Source organism: Microvirga sp. P4_A5, assembly GCF_056402495.1.
This window is the reverse complement of sequence record NZ_JBFUHH010000003.1, coordinates 18,638-40,081: the sequence shown is the minus strand read 5'-3', so window position 1 is coordinate 40,081 and position 21,444 is coordinate 18,638. Positions and strand designations below refer to the sequence as shown.

Annotated in this window: 18 protein-coding genes; 14 read left to right on the top strand and 4 right to left on the bottom strand. The window is 66.1% G+C overall.

The genetic code is table 11. From position 1 onward, the window contains the following. Positions 1-28: 28 nt before the first annotated feature. The 4 genes from AC1DVM_RS02140 to AC1DVM_RS02125 all read right to left on the bottom strand — a co-directional run bounded on the left by AC1DVM_RS02140 (position 29) and on the right by AC1DVM_RS02125 (position 8,523). Positions 29-3,364 (bottom strand): beta strand repeat-containing protein, encoded by a 3,336-nt coding sequence (locus AC1DVM_RS02140; RefSeq protein WP_477251631.1) that lies wholly within the window; start codon positions 3,362-3,364, stop codon positions 29-31. Between the two features lie 262 nt (positions 3,365-3,626). Next, positions 3,627-5,756, bottom strand: coding sequence for a transglycosylase domain-containing protein (locus AC1DVM_RS02135; RefSeq protein WP_477251629.1), 2,130 nt, complete (start codon positions 5,754-5,756; stop codon positions 3,627-3,629). Between the two features lie 131 nt (positions 5,757-5,887). Continuing rightward, positions 5,888-7,312 (bottom strand): UdgX family uracil-DNA binding protein, encoded by a 1,425-nt coding sequence (locus AC1DVM_RS02130; RefSeq protein WP_477251627.1) that lies wholly within the window; start codon positions 7,310-7,312, stop codon positions 5,888-5,890. Continuing rightward, on the bottom strand, positions 7,309-8,523 hold the full coding sequence (locus tag AC1DVM_RS02125) for a putative DNA modification/repair radical SAM protein (protein ID WP_477251625.1): 1,215 nt from the start codon (positions 8,521-8,523) through the stop codon (positions 7,309-7,311). The genes AC1DVM_RS02130 and AC1DVM_RS02125 overlap by 4 nt, the downstream gene beginning before the upstream one ends. Positions 8,524-8,667: 144 nt before the next feature. On the opposite strand from AC1DVM_RS02125, the gene murJ reads away from it, so the two are divergent. The 14 genes from murJ to AC1DVM_RS02055 all read left to right on the top strand — a co-directional run bounded on the left by murJ (position 8,668) and on the right by AC1DVM_RS02055 (position 21,332). After that, positions 8,668-10,185 (top strand): murein biosynthesis integral membrane protein MurJ, encoded by a 1,518-nt coding sequence (gene murJ, locus AC1DVM_RS02120; RefSeq protein ID WP_477251623.1) that lies wholly within the window; start codon positions 8,668-8,670, stop codon positions 10,183-10,185. 67 nt (positions 10,186-10,252) lie between these two features. Further along, positions 10,253-11,293: a tryptophan--tRNA ligase gene (trpS, locus tag AC1DVM_RS02115; protein WP_477251622.1), complete on the top strand. Its 1,041-nt coding sequence runs from the start codon at positions 10,253-10,255 to the stop codon at positions 11,291-11,293. Between the two features lie 119 nt (positions 11,294-11,412). Then, entirely contained in the window at positions 11,413-11,862 is a 450-nt protein-coding gene (locus tag AC1DVM_RS02110) for a universal stress protein (protein ID WP_477251739.1), read from the top strand. A gap of 153 nt (positions 11,863-12,015) precedes the next feature. Next, positions 12,016-12,576: a NifU family protein gene (locus AC1DVM_RS02105; protein WP_477251621.1), complete on the top strand. Its 561-nt coding sequence runs from the start codon at positions 12,016-12,018 to the stop codon at positions 12,574-12,576. 146 nt (positions 12,577-12,722) lie between these two features. Next, positions 12,723-13,406 (top strand): tRNA (adenosine(37)-N6)-threonylcarbamoyltransferase complex dimerization subunit type 1 TsaB, encoded by a 684-nt coding sequence (gene tsaB / locus AC1DVM_RS02100; protein ID WP_477251620.1) that lies wholly within the window; start codon positions 12,723-12,725, stop codon positions 13,404-13,406. 9 nt (positions 13,407-13,415) lie between these two features. After that, a complete protein-coding gene (locus AC1DVM_RS02095; RefSeq protein WP_477251618.1) occupies positions 13,416-13,901 on the top strand; it encodes a GNAT family N-acetyltransferase in 486 nt (161 codons plus the stop codon). Positions 13,902-14,066: 165 nt separating this feature from the next. Beyond that, on the top strand, positions 14,067-14,441 hold the full coding sequence (locus AC1DVM_RS02090) for a Fur family transcriptional regulator (protein ID WP_477251738.1): 375 nt from the start codon (positions 14,067-14,069) through the stop codon (positions 14,439-14,441). After that, positions 14,438-15,274 carry a lyso-ornithine lipid O-acyltransferase gene (gene olsA / locus AC1DVM_RS02085; RefSeq protein ID WP_477251616.1) on the top strand — a complete coding sequence of 279 codons (837 nt, stop codon included), beginning with the start codon at positions 14,438-14,440 and terminating at the stop codon, positions 15,272-15,274. Before AC1DVM_RS02090 ends, olsA begins: the two co-directional genes overlap by 4 nt. Then, positions 15,271-16,623: a tRNA (N6-isopentenyl adenosine(37)-C2)-methylthiotransferase MiaB gene (gene miaB, locus AC1DVM_RS02080; RefSeq protein ID WP_477251614.1), complete on the top strand. Its 1,353-nt coding sequence runs from the start codon at positions 15,271-15,273 to the stop codon at positions 16,621-16,623. Before olsA ends, miaB begins: the two co-directional genes overlap by 4 nt. 14 nt (positions 16,624-16,637) lie before the next feature. Further along, positions 16,638-17,708, top strand: a complete 1,071-nt coding sequence (locus AC1DVM_RS02075) for a PhoH family protein (protein WP_477251613.1) — start codon at positions 16,638-16,640, stop codon at positions 17,706-17,708. Positions 17,709-17,722: 14 nt separating this feature from the next. Further along, positions 17,723-18,187 carry an rRNA maturation RNase YbeY gene (gene ybeY, locus AC1DVM_RS02070; RefSeq protein ID WP_477251736.1) on the top strand — a complete coding sequence of 155 codons (465 nt, stop codon included), beginning with the start codon at positions 17,723-17,725 and terminating at the stop codon, positions 18,185-18,187. Positions 18,188-18,218: 31 nt separating this feature from the next. Next, the gene (locus tag AC1DVM_RS02065) at positions 18,219-19,292 is read left to right on the top strand and encodes a hemolysin family protein (RefSeq protein WP_477251611.1); all 1,074 of its coding nucleotides are present in this window, start codon (positions 18,219-18,221) and stop codon (positions 19,290-19,292) included. Further along, on the top strand, positions 19,289-20,929 hold the full coding sequence (gene lnt / locus AC1DVM_RS02060) for an apolipoprotein N-acyltransferase (RefSeq protein WP_477251609.1): 1,641 nt from the start codon (positions 19,289-19,291) through the stop codon (positions 20,927-20,929). The genes AC1DVM_RS02065 and lnt overlap by 4 nt, the downstream gene beginning before the upstream one ends. Before the next feature lie 4 nt (positions 20,930-20,933). Next, complete coding sequence (locus tag AC1DVM_RS02055) at positions 20,934-21,332, top strand: helix-turn-helix domain-containing protein (protein WP_477251607.1); 399 nt, start codon at positions 20,934-20,936, stop codon at positions 21,330-21,332. Positions 21,333-21,444: the final 112 nt, after the last annotated feature.

Here is a 21,444-nt window from a genome sequence, read left to right as displayed (position 1 = left end):
TCCTCCCGGGACCCTCTTTCGCCCGGGATCAGATGATAATGAAATCTGCGTGGGAGATCGTCTTGAGGCCTTTGCTCATCGTGGCGATCTGCACTGCCGCGTGGCCGCCGGTCCCGTCGACATCGTAGAAGAGATTGCCCTTCTTCGAATCGAAGACGATGCGGTCTTCGGCATCCTTCGCCTTGGTGCCGATGACGAAAGCGTCCTTGTCCAGCATGCCCTTCTTGCCCACCGCCTTGAAGATGGACCGGGCCAGGTGGATGGTGTCGTCCGCCACGGAAAAGTCCAGCAGCGTGTCGATGTTCTGCTTGCTTGCCTTGCTGGAGAACACGAACACGTCCGCGCCCGCGCCGCCGCTCAGCACATCCTTGCCGAGGCCTCCGGTCAGAACGTCGTTGCCGTCGGCGCCCGAGAGCCTGTCGTTGCCACCGCCGCCCGAAATCGTATCGTTGCCCGCGCCGCCGCTCAGGTCGTCCACACGGCTGCCGCCGATGATGACCCGCCCGGGCTCGGAGGCCGGGGGCGGAGGTGGCGGCGGAGGCGGTGATGTCACAGGCACGTCCGCCACCGTGACGGTAACGCTCGACGAGGCCGTGTCGGTGCCGTCCGACGCCACGATGGCGTAGCTGAATGCGCTGTCGGCCGAGACCTGGATCAGGGCGTGATCGCGCACCCGGATTTCGTCGCCCACGATAGTGAAGCGGCCATCGGCGCTGACGAGACCGTTGGAACCCGCAAACGTGAACGACACCGCGTCCTCATCGGCATCCGAGGCCGACAAGGTGCCGATCGCCGCGCCCGTCGCAGCCACCTCGGTGATCGCACCGCCCGACAGAACCGGCGCGGTCGGCGCRTGGTTCACCGGCGGCGGCGGGGTCTCGTCCACATCCGTCACCGCGATGGTGAAATTCTTGTCGAACGTCCCGCCATGGCCGTCGCTCACCCGCAATGTGACCTGATGCTGCTGCGCCGTCTCGTAATCGAGCACCGCGCCGTCCGCCACCACCAGCGCGCCGTTGCGAATGGCGAAGCGGCCGCCCGCATCGTCGACGAGCGTGTAGGTCAACACGTCGCCGCTATCCGCATCCGTTCCGCTCAAGGTGCCGATCGCCGTGTTGCCGCTCGCGTTCTCCGCCACCGACGCGGCGCTCAGGCCGATATCGGTCGGCGCATGGTTCACCGGCGGCGGCGGGGTCTCGTCCACATCCGTCACCGCGATGGTGAARTTCTTGTCGAASGTSCCGCCATGGCCGTCGCTCACCCGCAATGTGACCTGATGCTGCTGCGCCGTCTCGTAATCGAGCACCGCGCCGTCCGCCACCACCAGCGCACCGTTGCGAATGGCGAAGCGGCCRYYCGCATCGTCGACGAGCGTGTAGGTCAACACATCGCCGCTATCCGCATCCGTCCCGCTCAAGGTGCCGATCGCCGTGTCGCCTTGCGCGTTCTCCGCCACCGACGCGGCGCTCAGGCCGATATCGGTCGGCGCATGGTTCACCGGTGGCGGCGGGGTCTCGTCCACATCCGTCACCGCGATGGTGAAGTTCTTGTCGAAGGTGCCGCCATGGCCGTCGCTCACCCGCAATGTGACCTGATGCTGCTGCGCCGTCTCGTAATCGAGCACCGCGCCGTCCGCCACCACCAGCGCGCCGTTGACGATCGCAAAGCGGCCGCCCCCATTGTTGAGCAGTACGAAGCTCAGCGGGTCGCCCGGGTCCGCATCGACGCCGGTCAACTGACCGATGATCGTGTTTCCGTTGGCGTTCTCCGCCACCGACGATGCGCTCAGCACGATATCCGTCGGCGCATGGTTCACCGGCGGCACGTCATCGGTCACCGTGATGGTCACGTCCGTCGGGGCGCTCAAGCCGCCTCGACCGTCCGAGGTCCGCACCGCATAGGTGAAGGTCGTATTCTGCGTTACCTGGATCAACGCATGATCGGCGACCTGAATCTGGCCGCCGACAATTTTGAAGCGTCCGTCACCGCTAACAAGGCCGTCGCTGCCCGAGAGCGCATCCACGAACAAGAAGCCAAGCGCGTCGCCGTCCACATCGGTCGCAGCAAGGAGGGCAACGACGCTATCGGTCGGCGCCGTCTCATTGACGGAGCCGCCCGACTGTTGAGGCGCGGTCGGTGCATGATTCTCAGGGGGCGGCAGATCCTCCAGGACGCTGCCGTCGCCGACAAGAATGACGTTCTCGATATTGGCGAGCTTGGTACGGCTGTAATTGGCCACCGACACATAGGCAGTGTCGACGCCATTGGCGGATGACCTCTCGAGCTCGGTGACGACATCGTCGAGCGAATCGACGTAATAGACGTCGTCTCCAGCGCCGCCCGCCATGGTGTCGCCGCCGAGGCCGCCGTCGAGCGTGTCGTCGCCGTCGCTGTTGTCCGACAGGATGTCGCCGCCGCTGCCGCCGAGCAGGATGTCGTTGCCATATCCGCCGTCGAGGGTGTCGTCTCCGTCACCGCCATCGATGGTGTCGCTGCCGGCGCCTCCGGCGGAGATCTTGTCGTTGCCGCCGAGGCCTCTGAGAACCTCCGAGTTGGCGTGACCGTTTATCTGGTCGCCGAAATTGCTGCCGATCAGCGGGCCGATCTTATTGGCCTTGTCGAGGGAATAGCCGTCAGGACCGTGTTTGTACACGTTGAAATCGCCCAAGTTGGCGATGATATATCCGTTGCGATTCTCGTAGCTGAGCGTGGTGCTCCAGTTTCCGTCGATGATGTCGTTGCCCTTGGTCCCCATGACCGTGTCGGAGCCGATAGTCGCCACGATCCTGTCGGTGCCGGCGCCGCCGATGATGTAATCGTTGCCCGCGCCGCCATCGATCGTGTAGGCGTTGCCCACGCCACCAAGGAAGATGTCGTCGCCGGCGCCGCCTTCGAAGTAATAGGTCAGATAGTTCATTCCGCCGTAGAACACGTCGGCCTTGGCCGTGCCGACGATCTTTTCGACCTGCACGTAGGTGTCGACATTGCCCGAGGTGTCGGTACCAGTGCCCGCCTGATAGGTGACACCCTCATAGGTCCAGGCCTGCGCGCTGAGATTCACTCGGATGCCCGCGCTGCCGGTTTCGGTTGCGTAGGAGACGGTGTCGGTTCCGTTGCCGCCGTTCAGAATATCGCTGCCGGCGCCGCCGAGGAGGGTATCGTTGCCGTCGCCGCCATTCAGGGTATCGTTGCCGCCTGCCCCGATGAGCGAGTCGTTGCCGCCCAGGCCATCGAGCTGATCGTTATCCGCACCGCCGGTCAGCGTGTTGTTACCTGCGTCACCGGCGACCACCGCGAGAGCGCTGAAATCGCCCGCGAGGGCGATTCTGGCATCGATGGGAGAGCCTGTGTTGTCGGCAGCCATGAGAATACCCCTTCGTGTGCAGAGCCCGTCATTGAGTGGACGCGAGGGCGCTATGGTTTAGATATGATGGATCATAACTAAACGGTCACGACTGGGAGCTCTTCAGACAGAGGGGAGTATTGAATTTCCGTAACGGCGTGTGATCGGTACACGTTAGAATGGAAAATATTCTACAGTAAGTGCAGTGTGAGGGCACAACCAAAGATAGAATATCGGTCCGCTTCGCACCTTTTTGCTTTTTTACAAAATGCCGTCTGCTTTTTTACAATCCGAAGAGCTTCTCAAAGAAATTCTTTTCCTGCCGTCCGCCGCGGCGCGGCTGCTGCGGCGGGATCCAGGCGGTCTCGCGTTGGGTGCCCGGCTGCGCGCCGGCCTCCGCCACCGGCACTTCGCCGGGCCGCAGGAATCGCTCGCTGCCCGGGAGAGCCACCGGCTTCTGGTCCTTCAGGGCGACCTTCATGAAATTGTGCCAGACTTCGGTCGGCAGGTTTCCGCCCGTCACGCGCTTCGTCAGCTCGCCGTCGTCGTTGCCGAGCCACACGCCCGCCACGAGATTGCCGGTGAAGCCGACGAACCACGCATCCTTGTAATCGTCCGTCGTGCCGGTCTTGCCGGCGAGCGTCCAGCCCGGAATCTGGGCTTTCCGGGCGGTGCCGATCACGAAGGTGCTGTGCATCATGTCGTTCATCATCGCGACCGTCATGGGGTCCATGACGCGCCCGAGCCCGCCGCCGTTGGGACGGCGGTAGATCACGCGGCCGTCGGCGGTCTTCACCTGCGCGATCACGTACGGAATGACGCCCTCGCCGCCATTGGCGAAGGCCGCATAGGCGCTCACCAGCTCGAGCGGCGTCACCTCGGAGGCTCCCAGCGCGAGAGACGGCACGGCTTGGAGCGGCGAGTTGATGCCGAGCTTCTGCGCCACTTGGACGACTGCCCTGGGCCCCACCTCGATGGCGAGCTTCGCCGCCACCGTGTTCAGCGACAGGGCGAGCGCGTCGCGCAGGGTGATCGCGCCGCGATAGCCGTGATCGTAGTTCTTCGGCGCCCAGCCCTTGTAGTTGACGGGCGAATCCTCCCGCACCGTGTTGGGCGTGAGCCCCGCTTCCATGGCGGCGAGATACACGAAGGGCTTGAACGACGAGCCGGGCTGGCGGCGCGCCACCGTGGCGCGGTTGAACTGGCTCGCCTCGTAATTGCGGCCGCCCACCAGCGCCCTCAAGGCGCCATCCGGCTGCATGGCCACGAAGGCGCCCTGGCTGACGTTGAACTTCTGCCCTTGCGCATCCAGCACGTCGACGAGGGATTTTTCCGCCGCGTTCTGCATCGCGGGATCGAGCGTTGTCGACACCACGATGTCGGATTCGACCGTGCCGACGAAATCGTCCAGCACGTCCATGACGTAATCGGCGGCGTAGTTCACCGAGCCCGCACCGGGTGCGCGGACGGGTTTGGCCGGCGCGCCGAGCGCCGTCTTGGTCATGCCGGGGGTGATGAAGCCGACCTCGTTCATGGCCGCGATCACGAGTTCGGCCCGCGCCTGCGCCGCCGCCGGGTTGCGGTTGGGCGCAAGCCGCGACGGGGCCTGCACGAGGCCCGCCAGGACGGCGGCTTCCGACAGCGAGACGTTGCGGGCCGACTTGTTGTAATAGCGCTGGGCCGCCGCTTCGACCCCGTAGGCGCCGGCGCCGAAATAGACCCGGTTGAGGTAGAGTTCGAGGATCTGGTCCTTGGTGTAGTTGCGCTCGAGCCAGAGCGCCAGGATCGCTTCCTGGATCTTGCGCGAGGCGGTGCGCTCCTGCGTCAGGAACAGGTTCTTGGCGAGCTGCTGGGTGAGGGTCGAGCCGCCCTGCGAGACGCCGCCGCGATTGACGTTGCGGTACATCGCGCGGGCGATTCCCACGGGATCGATGCCCCAATGGTCGTAGAAGCGCCGATCCTCGATGGCCACGAAGGCCTTGGGCAGGTAGGGCGGCAATTCGGCGATGGAGACGGTGCGGCCGCCGGTCTCGCCCTTGTTGGCGAGCAGCGACCCGTCGCTCGCCATGATGGCGATGTTGGGCGGGCGCTTGGGCACCGTCAGTTCGTCGATAGGGGGGAGCTGGGAGGCGTAATAGGCCACCACGCTGCCGACCGCGATCACTCCCCAGAGGCAAAGCACGATTCCCGCGTAGAACAGCTTGCTCCAGATCGAGCGGCCGCCGCGTTTGCGGGTGGATTTCCGTTGCCGCGACGGCGGACGGGACGTGCCCCCGCCGCCATTCCGAGACGTGCGCTTCTGCGCCATGTTGCCCCCTGCCCGATCTTCAGGCGATAGGCGGAAATCCTGCGCCTTCGCTTCGGTGGCGGGCGCGCCGAAGGTCGGCTCGCGCCTGTCACGTCCGTTCGCCACGTCAAACCCCTTGAAAACATGCGGCCGGTGATCCGGCTTTTCAGTTCCGCCTCTGAGGCACCGTAATTATGGCAGTTTAAGGGGCGGTTAAGCGCGACCGCACATTATAGCGCCAGTCCCCCGCGCCATGACTATGCGACCGCCATGTCGTGAATCCGCCGCAGGTCGCCGACGAAGGCCTCGTAGGCCCGGCGCTTGTCGGCCTCGTCCGGGATGCGCAGAAGGTAGGAGGGATGCACCGTGACGTAACCGGGACGGTTTTCGAAATGCGCCGGACCGCGCGCCTTGGTGACCGGCAGGGCCTTCCCCGACAAGGCCAGCAGCGCCGTGCCGCCCAGCGCCACCACGAAGCGCGGCTGCACCAGGTCGAGCTCCTTCATCAGGAAGGGCCGGTAATGCCGCACCTCCCCGGCCGTGGGCTTGGCGTGGATGCGGCGCTTGCCCCGCTCCTCGAATTTGAAATGCTTCACCGCATTGGTGAGATAGACACGGTCGCGGTCGATCCCGGCCTCGCGCAGGGCGCGCACCAGCAATTGTCCGGCGGGGCCCACGAATGGCCTGCCCTGCAGATCCTCCTGGTCGCCCGGCTGCTCGCCCACGAAGGCGATCGCGGCGCCTTCGGGGCCTTCGCCGAAGACCGGTTGCGTGGCGCCCGGCACGAGGGGGCCGGCCCGCGCGATGACGGCGTTGAGCTCCCCGATCGATTTCGGCTCCTGGTCCCACATGGCTTCGAGGGCCCGCTCGGGCTTGCGCTTGGCCGGCATCGTGGCCTCCCGGTCGATCATCCGCGCCGTCCGTTGCGGCGCCTCCCGTATCAACGCCGCGATGGAGGCGGCCTCCGGCATGTTGCGCCAGTATTTTTTCGGCATCTCGGCGCGCATGGCCTTCGGGTTGACCCGCGCGGGATTGAAGATGCTCTCATAGTAATCGCGCCAGCCCTCCTCGAACCGGTCTTCCGACGGCGCATCCTCCCGCCGCGCCGGCGGGCCGAAAATGAGCGTGGCGCGATCCCATCGCATCGAGCCGATGGGCGTCAGGATCGTCCAGTCGAGGGAGCGGAAGCGATCGACGAAGAAGGACGCGGTTGCCTCCAGGATGAAATGGTCCGGCTCGAACCAGGCGACGAAAAGCTCGCGATCCTCGCCCTCCACGCGGCGAAAGCGCAGGAAGGCGTGCATCTTGTGGAGATCGCGCCGGATCGTGCGGGCCATCAGGTCGAGCCGATGGACGAGCGGATCGCTGCCCACGTCGAGAAGATGGCGCTCGCCATGCAGCACGCGCCAGACCAACCGGTAGAGCAGGGCATAGCGCTCCGGATCGCGGTGGCACACCACAAGGCCGATGAGATCGCCGACGCGCCGCGGCAACGCGACCGCGGGCGCATCCGCAGCCGTCGCATCGCCGAAGAGATCGGGCGCATCCGCRCCTGTGAACACCACGTCGTCGGGGGGCACCCGCGCCGCCAGAAGCCCGCGCAATGCGCGTCGGAAACCGTCGAGATCGGCGCCGTCTTTGAGGACGACGCGGCGCGCGGCGTCCTGCTCCCGCGCCCTCATGCGAAAAGGCTCATCTGCATCGGCTTCTCGACGAGGCGCTGCCGCAAATTGCCGGCGTCGAGCTGCGCCTTCGGATGATGATCGAGCGCCACGAGAAACGCGCGGGCGCGCTTCAGCGAAGATGTCAGGCGGCCCACATCGCCGAGTCGCAGGGTGGTGTGCCGGCGCGCCGCGACGATCCGGTCGACCGCGCGCGCGCCGAGGCCCGGCACCCGCAGCAGCATCTCGCGGTCGGCCTTGTTCACGTCGACCGGAAACAAATGTCGGTTCTTCAGCGCCCAGGCGAGCTTCGGGTCGATGTCGAGATCGAGCATGCCGCCCGATCCGCCGGAKGCGATCTCGGCCACGTCGAAGCCGTAATAGCGCAGCAGCCAATCGGCCTGATAGAGCCGGTTCTCGCGCTGCATGGGCGGCGGCTTCAGCGGCAGGATGGCGCTCGAATCCGGGATCGGGCTGAAGGCCGAATAATAGACGCGCTTCAATTTGTAGGCGCCATAGAGCGTTGCGCTGGTGCCGAGCACCTGCGCATCCGTGGTGGCGTCGGCGCCGACGATCACCTGGGTCGATTGCCCGGCGGGCGAGAAGCGGCGCTTTTCCTCGCGCGCCTCGACGATCCGATCATGCATCTGCGCCATCGCGCCGCGAATGGAGACGCCGCTTTTTTCCGGCGCGAGTTTTGCCAGCGATTCCGTCGTCGGCAATTCGAGGTTGATCGACAGYCTATCCGCCCACAGGCCGGCCTGCTCGATGAGCCAGGGGCTCGCCTCCGGAATGGTCTTGAGGTGAATGTAGCCGCGGAATTTGTGAACCTGCCGCAATGTCTTCGCCACACGCAGCATCTCCTCCATCGTGTGGTCGGGCGTGCGGATGATGCCCGATGAGAGAAACAGGCCCTCGATATAGTTGCGCTTGTAGAACTCGATCGTCAGCGTCACGACTTCGTCGACGGTGAATTTCGCGCGCTTCACGTTCGACGAGCGGCGATTGACGCAATATGCGCAATCGTAGAGGCAATAGTTGGTCAGCAGGATCTTCAGGAGCGAGACGCACCGCCCGTCCGGCGTGTAGGCGTGGCAGATCCCCGCTCCCGTCGTCGAGCCCAGACCGTCGGGGCCGGCCTTGCGCTTCGGCGCGCCCGATGAGGCGCAGGACGCGTCGTATTTCGCCGCATCCGCCAGAATGCGCAATTTCCGCGACAATAGCTCGTCCATGGCCGGCCTTTCGGTTGGTTCATGGTTTGTTCTAGGGCAGCGCGATGACAAATACCAGATGGGCCGGAGGTCGCACCCTGCTCCTGCGATTCATCTCATCCCCCCTTCGACAATTCGCCTCTAACCCGCTAAGCGCGACAGGGCATGTCTGTCATCCGCTCTTCCCTTCTGGTCGGCGTCGCCGCGGGCGCGTCGCGGATCCTCGGATTCGTGCGCGATGTCCTGTTCGCGCAGGCACTTGGCGCAGGGCCCGTGGCGGATGCGTTCCTGGCGGCGTCCCGGCTGCCGAACCTCGTGCGCCGGGTGGTCGGCGAGGGCGGGCTGAACCCGGCTCTGGTGCCGGCTCTCGGCGGGCTCGACGGGCAGGCGGCGGCGAGAACCGCCGGCGACGTGGTGACATTGTTCGCCCTCGCGCTTCTCGCCCTGACCGGGGTGGTGGAAATCGGCGCCGGTTTGCTCGCCTTAGCGTTGGCGCCGGGCCTTGCCGACGAGCCCGACACCCTCGGCCTCGTGGCTCTTTACACCCGGCTGGCCTTTCCCTCGGTCATCGTCATCACGCTGGCGTCCATCGGCGCGGCCCTCCTCAACATCCACCGCCGCTATTCGGCCGCGAGCCTCGCGCCGCTCGCCGTGAATGGCGGTTTGATCCTCACCATCCTGCTGCTGGAGCGGCGGTTTTCCCTGCCGCTTTCGGAAAAGGCCGCCTGGCTGGCGGGGGCGTCCAGTATCGCCGGGCTGGTTCAGCTCATCATCGTCGCGCTCGCCATCCGAGGGGGCGGGCTGGTGCGCTTCGGCAAGCCGGTCTTGTCGCCGGCTTTGAAAAACCTGTTGCTGGCCGGTTTTCCGGCGCTCGTGGCGAGTGGGGCGGTGCAGCTTTTCGTGCTGGTCGGAACGCAGGTGGCCTCATTCTGGCCCTCCGGCGTATCGTGGCTCTATTACGCCGACCGGGTGGTGCAACTGCCCCTCGGGCTGATGGCGGCGCTGGCGAGCAGCGTCCTGCTGCCGGAACTCGCGGCGCGCTTCCGGACCGGCGAGCGGCGGCGGCTCCTCAACGCCCAGAACAGGGCGATCGGCCTCGGATTGCTGCTCGCTGTGCCCGCGGCCGTCGCGCTGTGGTGCCTCGCCGATCCCATCGCCTCGGTGCTGTTCCGGCGCGGCGCCTTCGACGATGCGGATGTGGCCGGCACCGCCCTCGTGCTGATGGGCCTCAGCCTCGGCCTGCCCGCCGCGACCCTCGCCAAGGTGCTGAGCCAGACGCTGTTTGCGAAAGGCGCGCTTCGGGGCACGGTGATGGCGGCCATCGCGGGGATCGGCACGACGGGCCTTTTCGCCTACGGATTCGGCACGATCTTCGGTGTCTTCGGCCTGGCGGTGGGGATCAGCCTCGGCTGCCTCGTCCATGCGGGCGTGCTGGCCTTTCTTCTCGCTCGTGCCGGCCTCTGGCTGCTTGATCGGGCACTCCTGCTCCGAACGCTTCGAATTGCCGGCGCGAGCCTGCTGATGGGAGCCGTCCTCGTGGCAGGGCGCCACGCGGTACCGGAACCGGGCTTCGTCGCCCTGGCCCTCCTGTGCGCAGGCGGGCTCGCGGTCTATGGAGCAGCCGCCTGGCTCTTCGGAGCGCTCACCCTTGGGGACCTCGCGCCTCTGGCCAAAAAGACCTAAGAGGCTTGCATCGCGGCAGCGCCCTGTCATAACCCGGCGGCGACGCGTTTGAGGAGTTCGATACAAGATGGCGATGTTCAAGGAACTGGTGTTTTCAGGCGTTCAGCCCACCGGAAACCTGCACCTCGGCAATTATCTCGGGGCGATCAAGCGCTTCGTGACGATGCAGGAGACTCATGACTGCATCTATTGCGTGGTCGACATGCACGCGATCACCATGCCGCAGAACCCCAAAGACCTGAACCGCCAGATCCGCGAAGTCACGGCGGCGTTCCTCGCGGCCGGCATCGATCCGGCGAAGCACATCGTCTTCAACCAGAGCCAGGTCTCCGAGCATGCGGAGCTCGCCTGGGTGTTCAATTGCGTCGCCCGCCTCGGCTGGCTCAACCGCATGACCCAGTTCAAGGACAAGGCCGGCAAGGACCGCGAGAACGCCTCCGTGGGCCTCTATGCCTATCCGGACCTGATGGCGGCCGACATTCTGGTCTACCGCGCCACGCATGTGCCGGTGGGCGAAGACCAGAAGCAGCATCTGGAACTGACCCGCGACATCGCGCAGAAATTCAACAACGACTGGTCGGAATCGATTGCCGAACACGGCTTCGGCGAGGCGTTCTTTCCGCTCACCGAACCGATGATCGCCGGGCCCGCGACCCGCGTCATGTCGCTGCGCGACGGCTCCAAGAAGATGTCGAAATCCGACCCGTCGGATTACTCGCGCATCAACCTGACCGACGATGCCGACATGATCGCGCAGAAGATCCGCAAGGCGAAGACCGACGCCGAGCCGCTGCCGTCCGAGATCGACGGGCTGAAGAGCCGTCCCGAGGCAGACAATCTGGTGGCGATCTACGCGGCGCTGACCGATGTCACGCCCGCCGACGTGCTGCGCGATCATGGCGGCTCGCAATTCTCCGGTTTCAAATCCGCCCTGGTGGACGTCGCGGTGACGCGGCTCGCGCCGATCGCCGACGACATGCGCCGCCTCATGGCCGATCCCGGCCATATCGAGGCCGTGCTGGCGGACGGCTCCGATCGCGCCCGGGTGATGGCCCGCGAGACCATGAACGCCGTCAAGGATATCCTTGGCTTCGTTCGCGCGCGCTGAGCCGCGGCCCTGGAAGGCTTGCTCTCCCTGGCGGCGCGGGGCAGCATCGCAGTTTCGCGGAGGGCAAGGCTTTGAGCGGTAAGCGCCAATCCTACGAGGCCGGACACCGGCCCAAATTCATGGTGGTGATCGACAAGACGCCCGAATGTCTCCGGGCCGTCCATTTCGCCTCCCGCCGCGCCGCCCGCACGGGCTCGAGCCTCGTGATGCTGGCGGTGGTCGATCCGCCGGACAATTTCGAATGGATCGGCGTCGGCGAGGCGATGATCGAGGAGGCGCGCGACGAGGCCGAGAAGCGCCTCGAAACCGCCGCCAAGGAGGCCCGCGATGCGGCGGGCGTCGACCCCGAACAGGTCATCCGCGTCGGCGAACGCGCCGCCACCATCGTCGGGCTAATCGACGAGGACGAGGACATCTCGTTCCTGGTGCTCGCCGCCGGGGCCAGCAAGGACGGGCCCGGGCCGCTGGTCACGACGCTTGCCGGCAGGGCCGCCTCCACCTTCCCCATCCCCATCGTGATCGTCCCCGGCGGATTGAGCGATGAGGAAATCGACGCGCTGGCGGGGTGAAGCCGGCGCTGCCACACCCCCCTTGGAAACGCGGGTTCGCGGGTCCACATCCAGCATGAAACCTGTTAGAACCATTCCAAGTCCCGGCGCGTTGCCGGAGCGATTCACTCATCTCGGCCGGCCTTGAACCGGCGCAGAGGACGAAAACGACCGATGTTCATTCAAACCGAAGCCACCCCCAATCCCGCCACTCTCAAGTTCCTGCCCGGACGAGTCGTGATGCCGGAAGGCACCTTCGAGGCCCGTGCCTCCGAGGAAGCCGGCGCATCGCCCCTGGCGGACCGGCTGTTCGCGATTCCCGGCGTCAGCGGCGTGTTCTATGGCCACGATTTCATCACCGTGACCAAGACCGACAGCGAGTGGCAGCATCTGAAGCCCGCCATCCTCGGCGCCATCATGGAGCATTTCATGACCGGCGCGCCGCTGTTTACCGCCGGTGCGGTGCTGAGCGAGAATGACGGCGAGGAATTCTTCGACGAGGACGACGCCTCGACGGTCGCCACCATCAAGGAATTGCTGGAGACCCGCATCCGCCCGGCGGTAGCCGGCGATGGCGGCGACATCACGTTCCGCGGCTTCAAGGACGGCGTCGTGTACCTCGTCATGAAGGGCGCGTGCTCGGGTTGCCCCTCGTCCACCGCCACTCTGCGACACGGCATCCAGAACCTCCTGCGCCACTTCCTGCCGGATGTGCGCGAGGTCCAGGCCGTTTGAACACCCATTCCCAAGTCGTGGCGAATCAGGCGGTCTTCGGGCCGCCTTTTTTATCGCGGCGGAGAGCCTGCCGGAGGCGGCGGCGCGGCGCCCTTCCCCTTCGGGCGCTCCGGCTCTAAACAGACGCCACCAGACGGAGACGAACATTGCGCGTTCTTGCCATCGATACCGCCCTCGGCGCCTGCTCGGCCTGCATCCTCGAGAGCGATACGGGCGAGATTCTCGCCCGCGAGACGATTCCGATGGAACGCGGCCACGCGGAGGCTTTGCTGCCGTTGATCGACCGGCTGATCTCCCATCTGGAGGGAGGCTTCGAGAGTCTCGGCCGCGTGGCCGTCACGGTCGGGCCCGGGAGCTATACGGGGCTGCGGGTGGGGATTTCGGCCGCGCGCGGAATCGGGCTTGCGGCCGGCATTCCGGTGGTGGGGGTTGCCACCCTGTCGGCTTTTCTCGCGCCCCTGATGGCGGGCGACAGCCGGGGCCTGTTCGTCAGCGCCATCGACGCCAAGCACGGCCATATCTACATCCAGGCCATCGCGTTCGGCGGCAAGATCATCATCGCGCCCTCGCTCATGAGCTATCGCGACGCCATCCGCCAGCTCGGCTCCGGGCCCCTGCTGATCGCCGGGACGGCCGCCGCCTCGCTCGCCGCCGAAGCGCGGGCGCAGGGGGTGGAGGCGCATGTGATCGAGGATTCGCCGGCACCCGACATCGCGTGGGTCGCCCGCCTCGGCGCCATCGCGGATCCGGCGAACGCCCTGCCCAAGCCGCTCTACCTGCGCGAACCCGACGCCAAGCCGCAGGACGGGGCCCGAATCGCCCGTCGGTGAGGGCGGATCATGAGCCTCTTCGGCCGCCTGTTCCCCCCGCCCCCCACCCGCATCGCGGCGCTCGACACGGCCAGCGCGGCGCGGCTTGCCGCCATTCACGCCACCGGTTTCGCGCGGCCATGGAGCACCCTGGAATTCGAGCGCCTGCTCGGGGAGCGGAACGTCGCCGCCGACGGGCTGCTGGTCGGGCAGGCCGGCACCGTCTGCGGCTTCGTGCTGTCGCGCAGCGTCATCGACGAGGCCGAGATCCTCACCGTGGCGGTCGCCCCGGAGATGCGCGGCCGGGGTTATGCCCGCCCGCTGCTGTCGGCCCATCTGGAGGGGCTTTCGCGGGCCGGGATCGCCCATGTGCATCTCGAGGTGGAGGAAGGCAACGCGCCTGCGCTGGCGCTCTACCGGCGGCTGGGCTTCGGCGAAATCGGCAGGCGTGCCGGCTATTACCGGAAGGCGGACGATTCGCACGCGGCGGCGCTCACCATGCGGCTCGACCTCTAGACCTGCCCCATCACATCCTTCGCCGCCGCTGTAGCCCGGGCCGTCGGCCTCCCGTATAAGCAACCACAAGGAGCGGCGTCAGACTTGGCAGGATCAATCACCAAAACAGCCAGAACCAGACGGCCCGACGCCATCGAGCGGGCCTGCCGGGACAAAGGCCTCAGGATGACCGGTCAGCGCCGGATCATCGCCCGGATTCTCGATTCGGCGCATGACCATCCGGACGTCGTGGAGCTGCACAAGCGCGCGGCCGTCATCGACGACCGCATTTCCCTTTCGACCGTCTATCGCACCGTCAAGCTCTTCGAGACGAAGGGCATCATCGAGCGCCTCGATTTCCGTGACGGGCGCTCCCGCTACGAGCAGGCCGCCCGCGAGCACCACGACCACCTGATCAATCTCGAAACCGGCGACGTGATCGAGTTTCAATCGGACGAGATCGAGGCCCTTCAGGTCGAGATCGCCCGGCGGCTCGGCTACAAGGTCATCTATCACCGGCTCGAACTCTACGCCGTGCCCAACGAAGAGGACGACGCGTGAGGCGCGCCGCCGTCGCGGTGCGGCTCGCGCTGCTGGGACTTTTCGGATCCGTGATCATCCCGCTCCAGCTGCTGGCGCTGCGATTCGGCTGGCCGATCCTGCATCGGCTGCCGATGCGGTTCCACCGGGCGTTCCTGCGGCTCTTCGGAATCCGCATCACCGAACGGGGACGTCCTCCCGGAGAGGTGCCGACGCTGGTTCTGTCCAATCACGTGTCGTGGCTCGACATCCCGGTCATCGGATCGCTGCATCCCCTGTCGTTCATCGCGAAATCGGAAGTCGAATCCTGGCCGGGGGTCGGCTTCCTGGCGAAGCTCCAGCGCACCGTCTTCATCGACCGCCAGCGCCGCAAATCGACCGCCGAGGTCAACGACGCACTCGCCCATCGGCTCGTCAAGGGCGAGGTCATGGTGCTGTTCGCCGAAGGGACCACCGGCGACGGCAACCGCCTGCTCCCCTTCCGCTCGTCCCTCGTCGGCGCCGCGCAGGCAGCGTTGGTTCATGACAGCGTCACCAGCGTGTTGCTGCAGCCGCTGGCGATCGCCTATACGCGCCGCAGCGGGATGCCGGTCACCCGCCGCGACCGGCCGTTCCTCGCCTGGTATGGCGACATGGAGCTGGCGCCGCATCTCGGCGAATTCCTGCTCGGCGGCGCCATCGACGTGGAGGTGACATGGGGCGAGCCCATTCCCTTCAACGGCAACCGCAAGGAGGCGACGGCGCTGGCCGAAGCGGCGGTGCGCGAGGCCGTGAACGCGCCGCTATTCTCTTGCAGCGTCAAACCGCGTAAAGAGGGTCGCGTCCCCACAACCGACAGGCAAATCGTTCCGTGAAGAAGGTCTACGTCAAATCCTATGGCTGCCAGGCCAACGTCTATGATGCGGAGCGCATGACGGACCTCCTGGCCGGCGAGGGCTATGGCGCGACCGACATCATGGAGGAGGCCGATCTCGTCATCCTCAACACCTGCCACATCCGCGAGAAGGCGGCCGAGAAGGTCTATTCCGAGCTCGGGCGCGTGCGCGACCTCAAGGCGGAGCGCCAATCGAACGGGCAGGAGACCAAGGTGGTGGTGGCGGGCTGCGTCGCGCAGGCCGAGGGATCGGAGATCCTGCGCCGCGCACCCTCCGTCGACGTGGTGGTGGGGCCGCAGAATTATCACCACCTGCCCGACCTGCTGCGGCGCCGGAAGGCGGTCGTCGACACCGAATTCCCCATCGAGGACAAGTTCGATCACCTGCCGAAGCCGACCCGCTCACAGATCGTTTCGCGCGGGGTGTCGGCGTTCCTGACCATCCAGGAGGGCTGCGACAAGTTCTGCACCTTCTGCGTCGTGCCCTATACGCGCGGCACGGAGGTCTCCCGTCCGGTTTCGCGCCTCGTCGAGGAGGCGACTCGGCTGGCGGAGGCGGGCGTGCGCGAACTCAGCCTGATCGGCCAGAACGTCAATGCGTGGCACGGCGAGGGACCGGACGGATCGATCTGGTCCCTGAGCCGGCTGCTCTATCGCCTGGCGGAGATCCCCGGCATCGCCCGGCTTCGCTACACCACGTCGCATCCGCGCGACATGGATGACGCGCTGATCATGACCCACGGCGACCTGCCGGCCCTGATGCCGTCGCTCCACCTGCCGGTGCAATCGGGCTCCGACCGCATCCTCGAGGCGATGAACCGCAAGCATCAGGCCGACGATTACCGCCGCATCATCGCGCGCATCCGCGAGCGGCAGCCGGGCCTCGCCCTGTCGTCGGATTTCATCGTCGGCTTTCCGGGCGAGACGGATGCGGATTTCGACGACACCATGCGTCTCGTGGCCGATGTGGGTTTCGCGTTCTCGTTCTCGTTCAAATACAGCCCGCGCCCCGGAACGCCCGCCTCCGAGCGGACCGATCAGGTGCCCGAACCGGTGAAGGCCGAGCGGCTGGCGCGGTTGCAAAAGCTGTTGGAAACGCAAAGGGTGGCTTACAATCACGGAACAGTCGGGCAGAGTCTGGACGTTCTCATCGAGAAGCCGGGGCGGCTTCCCGGTCAGATGGCCGGCAAGTCGCCTTATCTTCAGCCGGTCCAGTTCGACACCGACACGCTCCGCGTGGGCGACATCGCCAGGGTGCGAATCGTTCGGGCGGGCGGCGGCAGCCTGTTTGGCGAATTGATCAAGGCCGGCGACAGAGTCGCGGCGTAAAACGGGAGAGGCATTTGAGGCCAGCGGACAATGTGACCGCCAAAACGCAGAAGAGCCGGGGCCCTGCAAATCTGCATCCCGGCGTCGTCGAGGAAGCCGAAATCATCCTCACCTTCGACGATAACCGCCTCGCCAGCCTCGTTTTCGGACAGTTCGACCAGAATCTCGCCCATCTCGAACGACGCCTCAACGTCAAGGCGGTGGCGAACGGCAACCGGGTGACCGTGAAGGGCTCGCCCGAAAGCTCCGAGATCGTCCGCCGGGTGCTGGAAGGCTTGTACGAGCGCGCCCGCCAGGGCCGCGCCCTTTCGACCGGCGACGTGGACGGCGCCATCCAGGAAAGCACGCTGCAAGGCTCGCTCTTTCCTACCGCCGAAGCGGCTCCCGGGGGGCTGACCGCCTTCGACCAGATCGCCACCCGCAGGCGCGGGCCGGTGCGCGCCCGCAACGCCGCCCAGAACGACTACATCCGGGCGCTCAAGCAGCATGAGCTGATCTTCGCCGAAGGCCCGGCCGGCACCGGCAAGACCTGGCTTGCCGTGGGCTATGCGGTGTCGCTTTTGGAGAACGGACAGGCCGACCGGCTGATTCTCTCCCGCCCCGCCGTCGAGGCGGGCGAGCGGCTCGGTTTCCTGCCCGGCGACATGCGCGAAAAGGTCGATCCCTATCTGCGCCCGATCTACGACGCGCTCTATGATTTCATGGATGCGCGGCTGGTGGATCGCGGCCTGCAGACCGGCATGATCGAGATCGCGCCGCTCGCCTTCATGCGCGGACGGACTCTCACGAATGCGATCGTGCTGCTCGACGAGGCGCAGAACACCACCACGATGCAGATGAAGATGTTCCTCACCCGGCTGGGCGAGGGCTCGCGCATGATCGTGACCGGCGACCCGACCCAGATCGACCTCCCGCCGGGCCAGAAATCCGGCCTGATCGAGGCGGTGCGAATTCTCGACGGGGTCGAGGGCATCGCCCGCATCACCTTCAAGGAGCAGGACGTGGTGCGCCACGACCTCGTGCGCCGGATCGTCACCGCGTACGATTCCGATTTCCGCCAGGAACAGGGGAATCGCCGGCCGTGATCGAACTCGACATCATGGTGGAGGCAGGCGGGTGGAGCGCCGTCGAGGACGTCGAGGCGCTGGCGCAGAAGGCCGCCGAGGCCGCGAGCGTGGTTGCCAGGCGCGACGGAGAGACCCTCGAAATCAGCGTCATGCTGACGGATGACGCGCATATCCGCGACCTCAACCGGACATGGCGCGGCAAGGACAAGGCCACCAACGTGCTGTCTTTTCCCGCCCCCGAACCGCCGGGTTCCGCAGCGGCAGGCCCTCGCCATCTGGGCGACATTGCATTAGCGTACGAGACATTGGCGCGGGAGGCCGACGAGGAATCCAAGCCRCTCGCCCATCATTTTGCCCATCTGGTCGTCCACGGCGTTCTCCATCTTTTCGGCTACGACCACGAGGTCGAGGCGGAGGCGGAACGGATGGAAGATCTTGAAGTCAAGGCGCTGTCGACCCTTGGCATCGCCGATCCTTATCGCGATATGGCAGCTTGAACGGATGACGTTCGGCTGAAACTCAAACGTTATGAATGAAGATCGAAGTCGGAACGACCGCCCCCTCCGGACCTTCCCGGAGCCCGAAGGCTTGCGCGAACACTGGTACGACCGGGTTCTGACCCGCCTGGGCCTGAAGGCCCGCGAATCCTTCCGTCACGACCTCGAAGACGCCCTCGCGGAGACCGTGGAGGATGCGGATTTCTCGCCCCAGGAACGGGCGATGCTGAAGAACGTGCTCGGCTTCCACCGCATCCGCGTCGACGACGCCATGGTGCCGCGGGCCGATATCGTAGCGGTGTCGGCCGACACGCCGCTGGGCGACCTGCTCCATCTGTTCCGCACCGCCGGCCATTCGCGGCTGCCGGTCTATGGCGAGACGCTGGACGACCCCAAGGGCATGGTCCACATCCGCGATTTCCTCGATTTCATCGCCCAGCACGCCGATACCGGCGGGGCGGCGGACGAGGAATCCGGCGGCAGGACCCTGCCCGACGGCAAAACCTTCCCCAACAACAAGAGCCTGCCCAATCTGGGCCAGGTCGATTTCTCGGTTCCCCTCGCGGCGGCCGAGATCCTGCGGCCGGTCCTGTTCGTTCCCCGCTCGATGCCTGCCATCGACCTTCTGGTGCGCATGCAGGCGACCCGCACCCATATGGCGCTCGTCATCGACGAATACGGCGGCACCGACGGCCTCGTGTCGATCGAGGACCTCGTCGAGATGGTGGTGGGAGACATCGAGGACGAGCACGACGAATCGAGCGAGATGATGATCGTCGCCGAAGCCGACGGCACCTTCATCGCGGATGCCCGCGCCAGTCTCGACGAGGTCAAGGAAAGCCTCGGCATCGACCTGCAATACGAGGAGAGCGCCGAGGATATCGACACCATCGGCGGCTTCATCGTGACGCTCGCCGGCCGCGTGCCGGCCCGCAACGAACTGATCCTCGGACCGGGCAACCTCGAATTCGAGATTCTCGACGCCGATCCGCGGCGGATCAAGCGCGTCCGCATCTTCCGTCGCGAGTTCAACGGCGCGACCCCGGGCGAGAGCGGGCCGGCCGGCGCGGAATCCGACCCGGCCGAAAGCTCCGCCCTTCGATGACGACAATCGGCGACCGCGTCGCCCGCCTCACCGGCTGGCGTCGTGCGCTGGCGGCCGTGGCAGCCGGCGCCGTCGGCGCGCTGGCGATGCCGCCCTTCGGCTTTCTGCCGGCTCTCGCAATGTCGCTCTCGCCCGCGATCTGGCTGCTCGACGGCACCGGCCGCGACAGCCGGGCCGGGACATTTCGGTCAGCGGCGCTCGTCGGCTGGCTGTGGGGTTTTGGCTATTTCGTCGCCGGATTGTGGTGGCTCGGCGCGGCGTTTCTGGTTGAGGCCGATCAATTCGCCTGGGCGCTTCCTCTCGGGGTGCTGGGATTGCCGGCGCTCCTCGCATTCTTCTCCGCCTTCGGTTTCGCGCTCGCGCGCCTGTTCTGGACGCACGACGCCACGCGCATCCTCGCCTTCGCGGCGGCGCTGACCGTGGGGGAATGGCTGCGTGGCCATCTGTTCACGGGCTTCCCCTGGAACAGCCCCGGCATGGCTTTGGGCCAGAACATCTGGCTGATGCAGGGCGCCTCGTTGGTCGGCCTCTATGGCCTGACCCTGATCGCCATCGCACTCGGCGCCGCCCCGGCGGTTCTCTTCACCGGAGGGAGCCGCCGCCGGCGCTGGACGGCGCCCCTTCTGGCGCTCACGGCCCTCGCCCTGCTCGCGGGGTTCGGTGCGTGGCGAGTGCCGGCCGAACCCATTTCCGTTGTGGAGAACGTGTCCCTGCGAATCATGCAGCCCAACCTGCCGCAGGACGCCAAGTTCAACCCGCGCAACCGCGACGCCATCATGCGGCGCTATCTGGCGATCAGCCGCTATGCGGGACAGAGCGGCCTGACCCTCGATTCGGCCACCCACCTGATCTGGCCCGAATCGGCGTTTCCGTTCCTGCTTCATCGCGATCCCGCGGCCCTGGCGCAGATCGCCGGCATTCTCCCGGCGCGGGCGCTTCTCATCACGGGCGCGGCGCGGATGGATGCGCCGCTGCCGGGAGAGAGCGTCGGCAAGTTCTACAACGCGATCCAGACCATCGATCATCGCGGCACGATTCTCGAATCCTACGACAAGGTTCATCTCGTGCCGTTCGGCGAATACGTGCCGAATTTCCTCGATTCGCTGATCCGCCGCATGGGCCTGCGGCAATTCATCAGCATCCCGGGCGGTTTCGAGCCCAGCGAGAAACGCACTATTCTGTCGGTGCCGGGCCTTCCCGCGATCGCCGCGACAATCTGTTACGAGGCGATCTTTCCCGACGAATTCCTGCCCGACGGACCGCGCCCGGATCTCATCCTGAACGTCACCAACGACGCGTGGTTCGGCACCACCCCCGGCCCCTATCAGCATTTCGCCCAGAGCCGTCTGCGCGCCGTCGAGGAAGGCCTGCCGCTGGTGCGCGCCGCCAATACGGGAATCTCCGCCATCGTCGATCCGTTCGGCCGCATCGTCGCGTCGCTGCCGCTTGGAACCGAAGGCGTGCTGGATGGCGGTTTGCCACGTTCGTTGTCCCGTACGGTTTACGGCGAAAGTCGTAGGTTTGTTTTGACGGCCATGCTTGTGATCTGCTTAATGGCACCGGCCGTCCGCAGGCGACGGCAGGTCTCCCCAACCCCCCGCCCTACAACGCATGTACGGCCCGGACAGGAAGTCTGAACTGATGAAGAAGTCGACCGGTTCAATCGATATCGAAATCGGAAGCCGCGTGCGCATGCGCCGTATTTCCGTCGGTATGAGCCAGGAGAAGCTCGGCGACATGCTGGGTCTCACATTCCAGCAGGTTCAGAAATACGAAAAGGGCACGAACCGGATCAGCGTCGGCCGCCTGGTCGACATCGCCAAGATCCTCGGCGTGGACATCCACTTCTTCTTCGACGGCGTGAAGAGCGGCAAGGCCGATGCCGGTTTCGCCGAAGAGGAATCGCCACCCTACATTTCGGAGATGATGTCGACCCCCGAAGGTCTCCAGCTCATCCGCACCTTCACGGGGATCAAGAACCCGAAGGTCCGCAAAAGCATCGTCCAATTGGTCGCATCCCTCGCCGCGCAGGAGGAGTAGGGGCGTTCGGCAAAACGAACGCGTCCGCTTGACCTTTCCCCGTAGCTGCGGCAAGAGCTTGCGCAAAGCCCGCTCGCGCGGGCGTCCTGCTTTCCCCCGCGAAGGAATATGG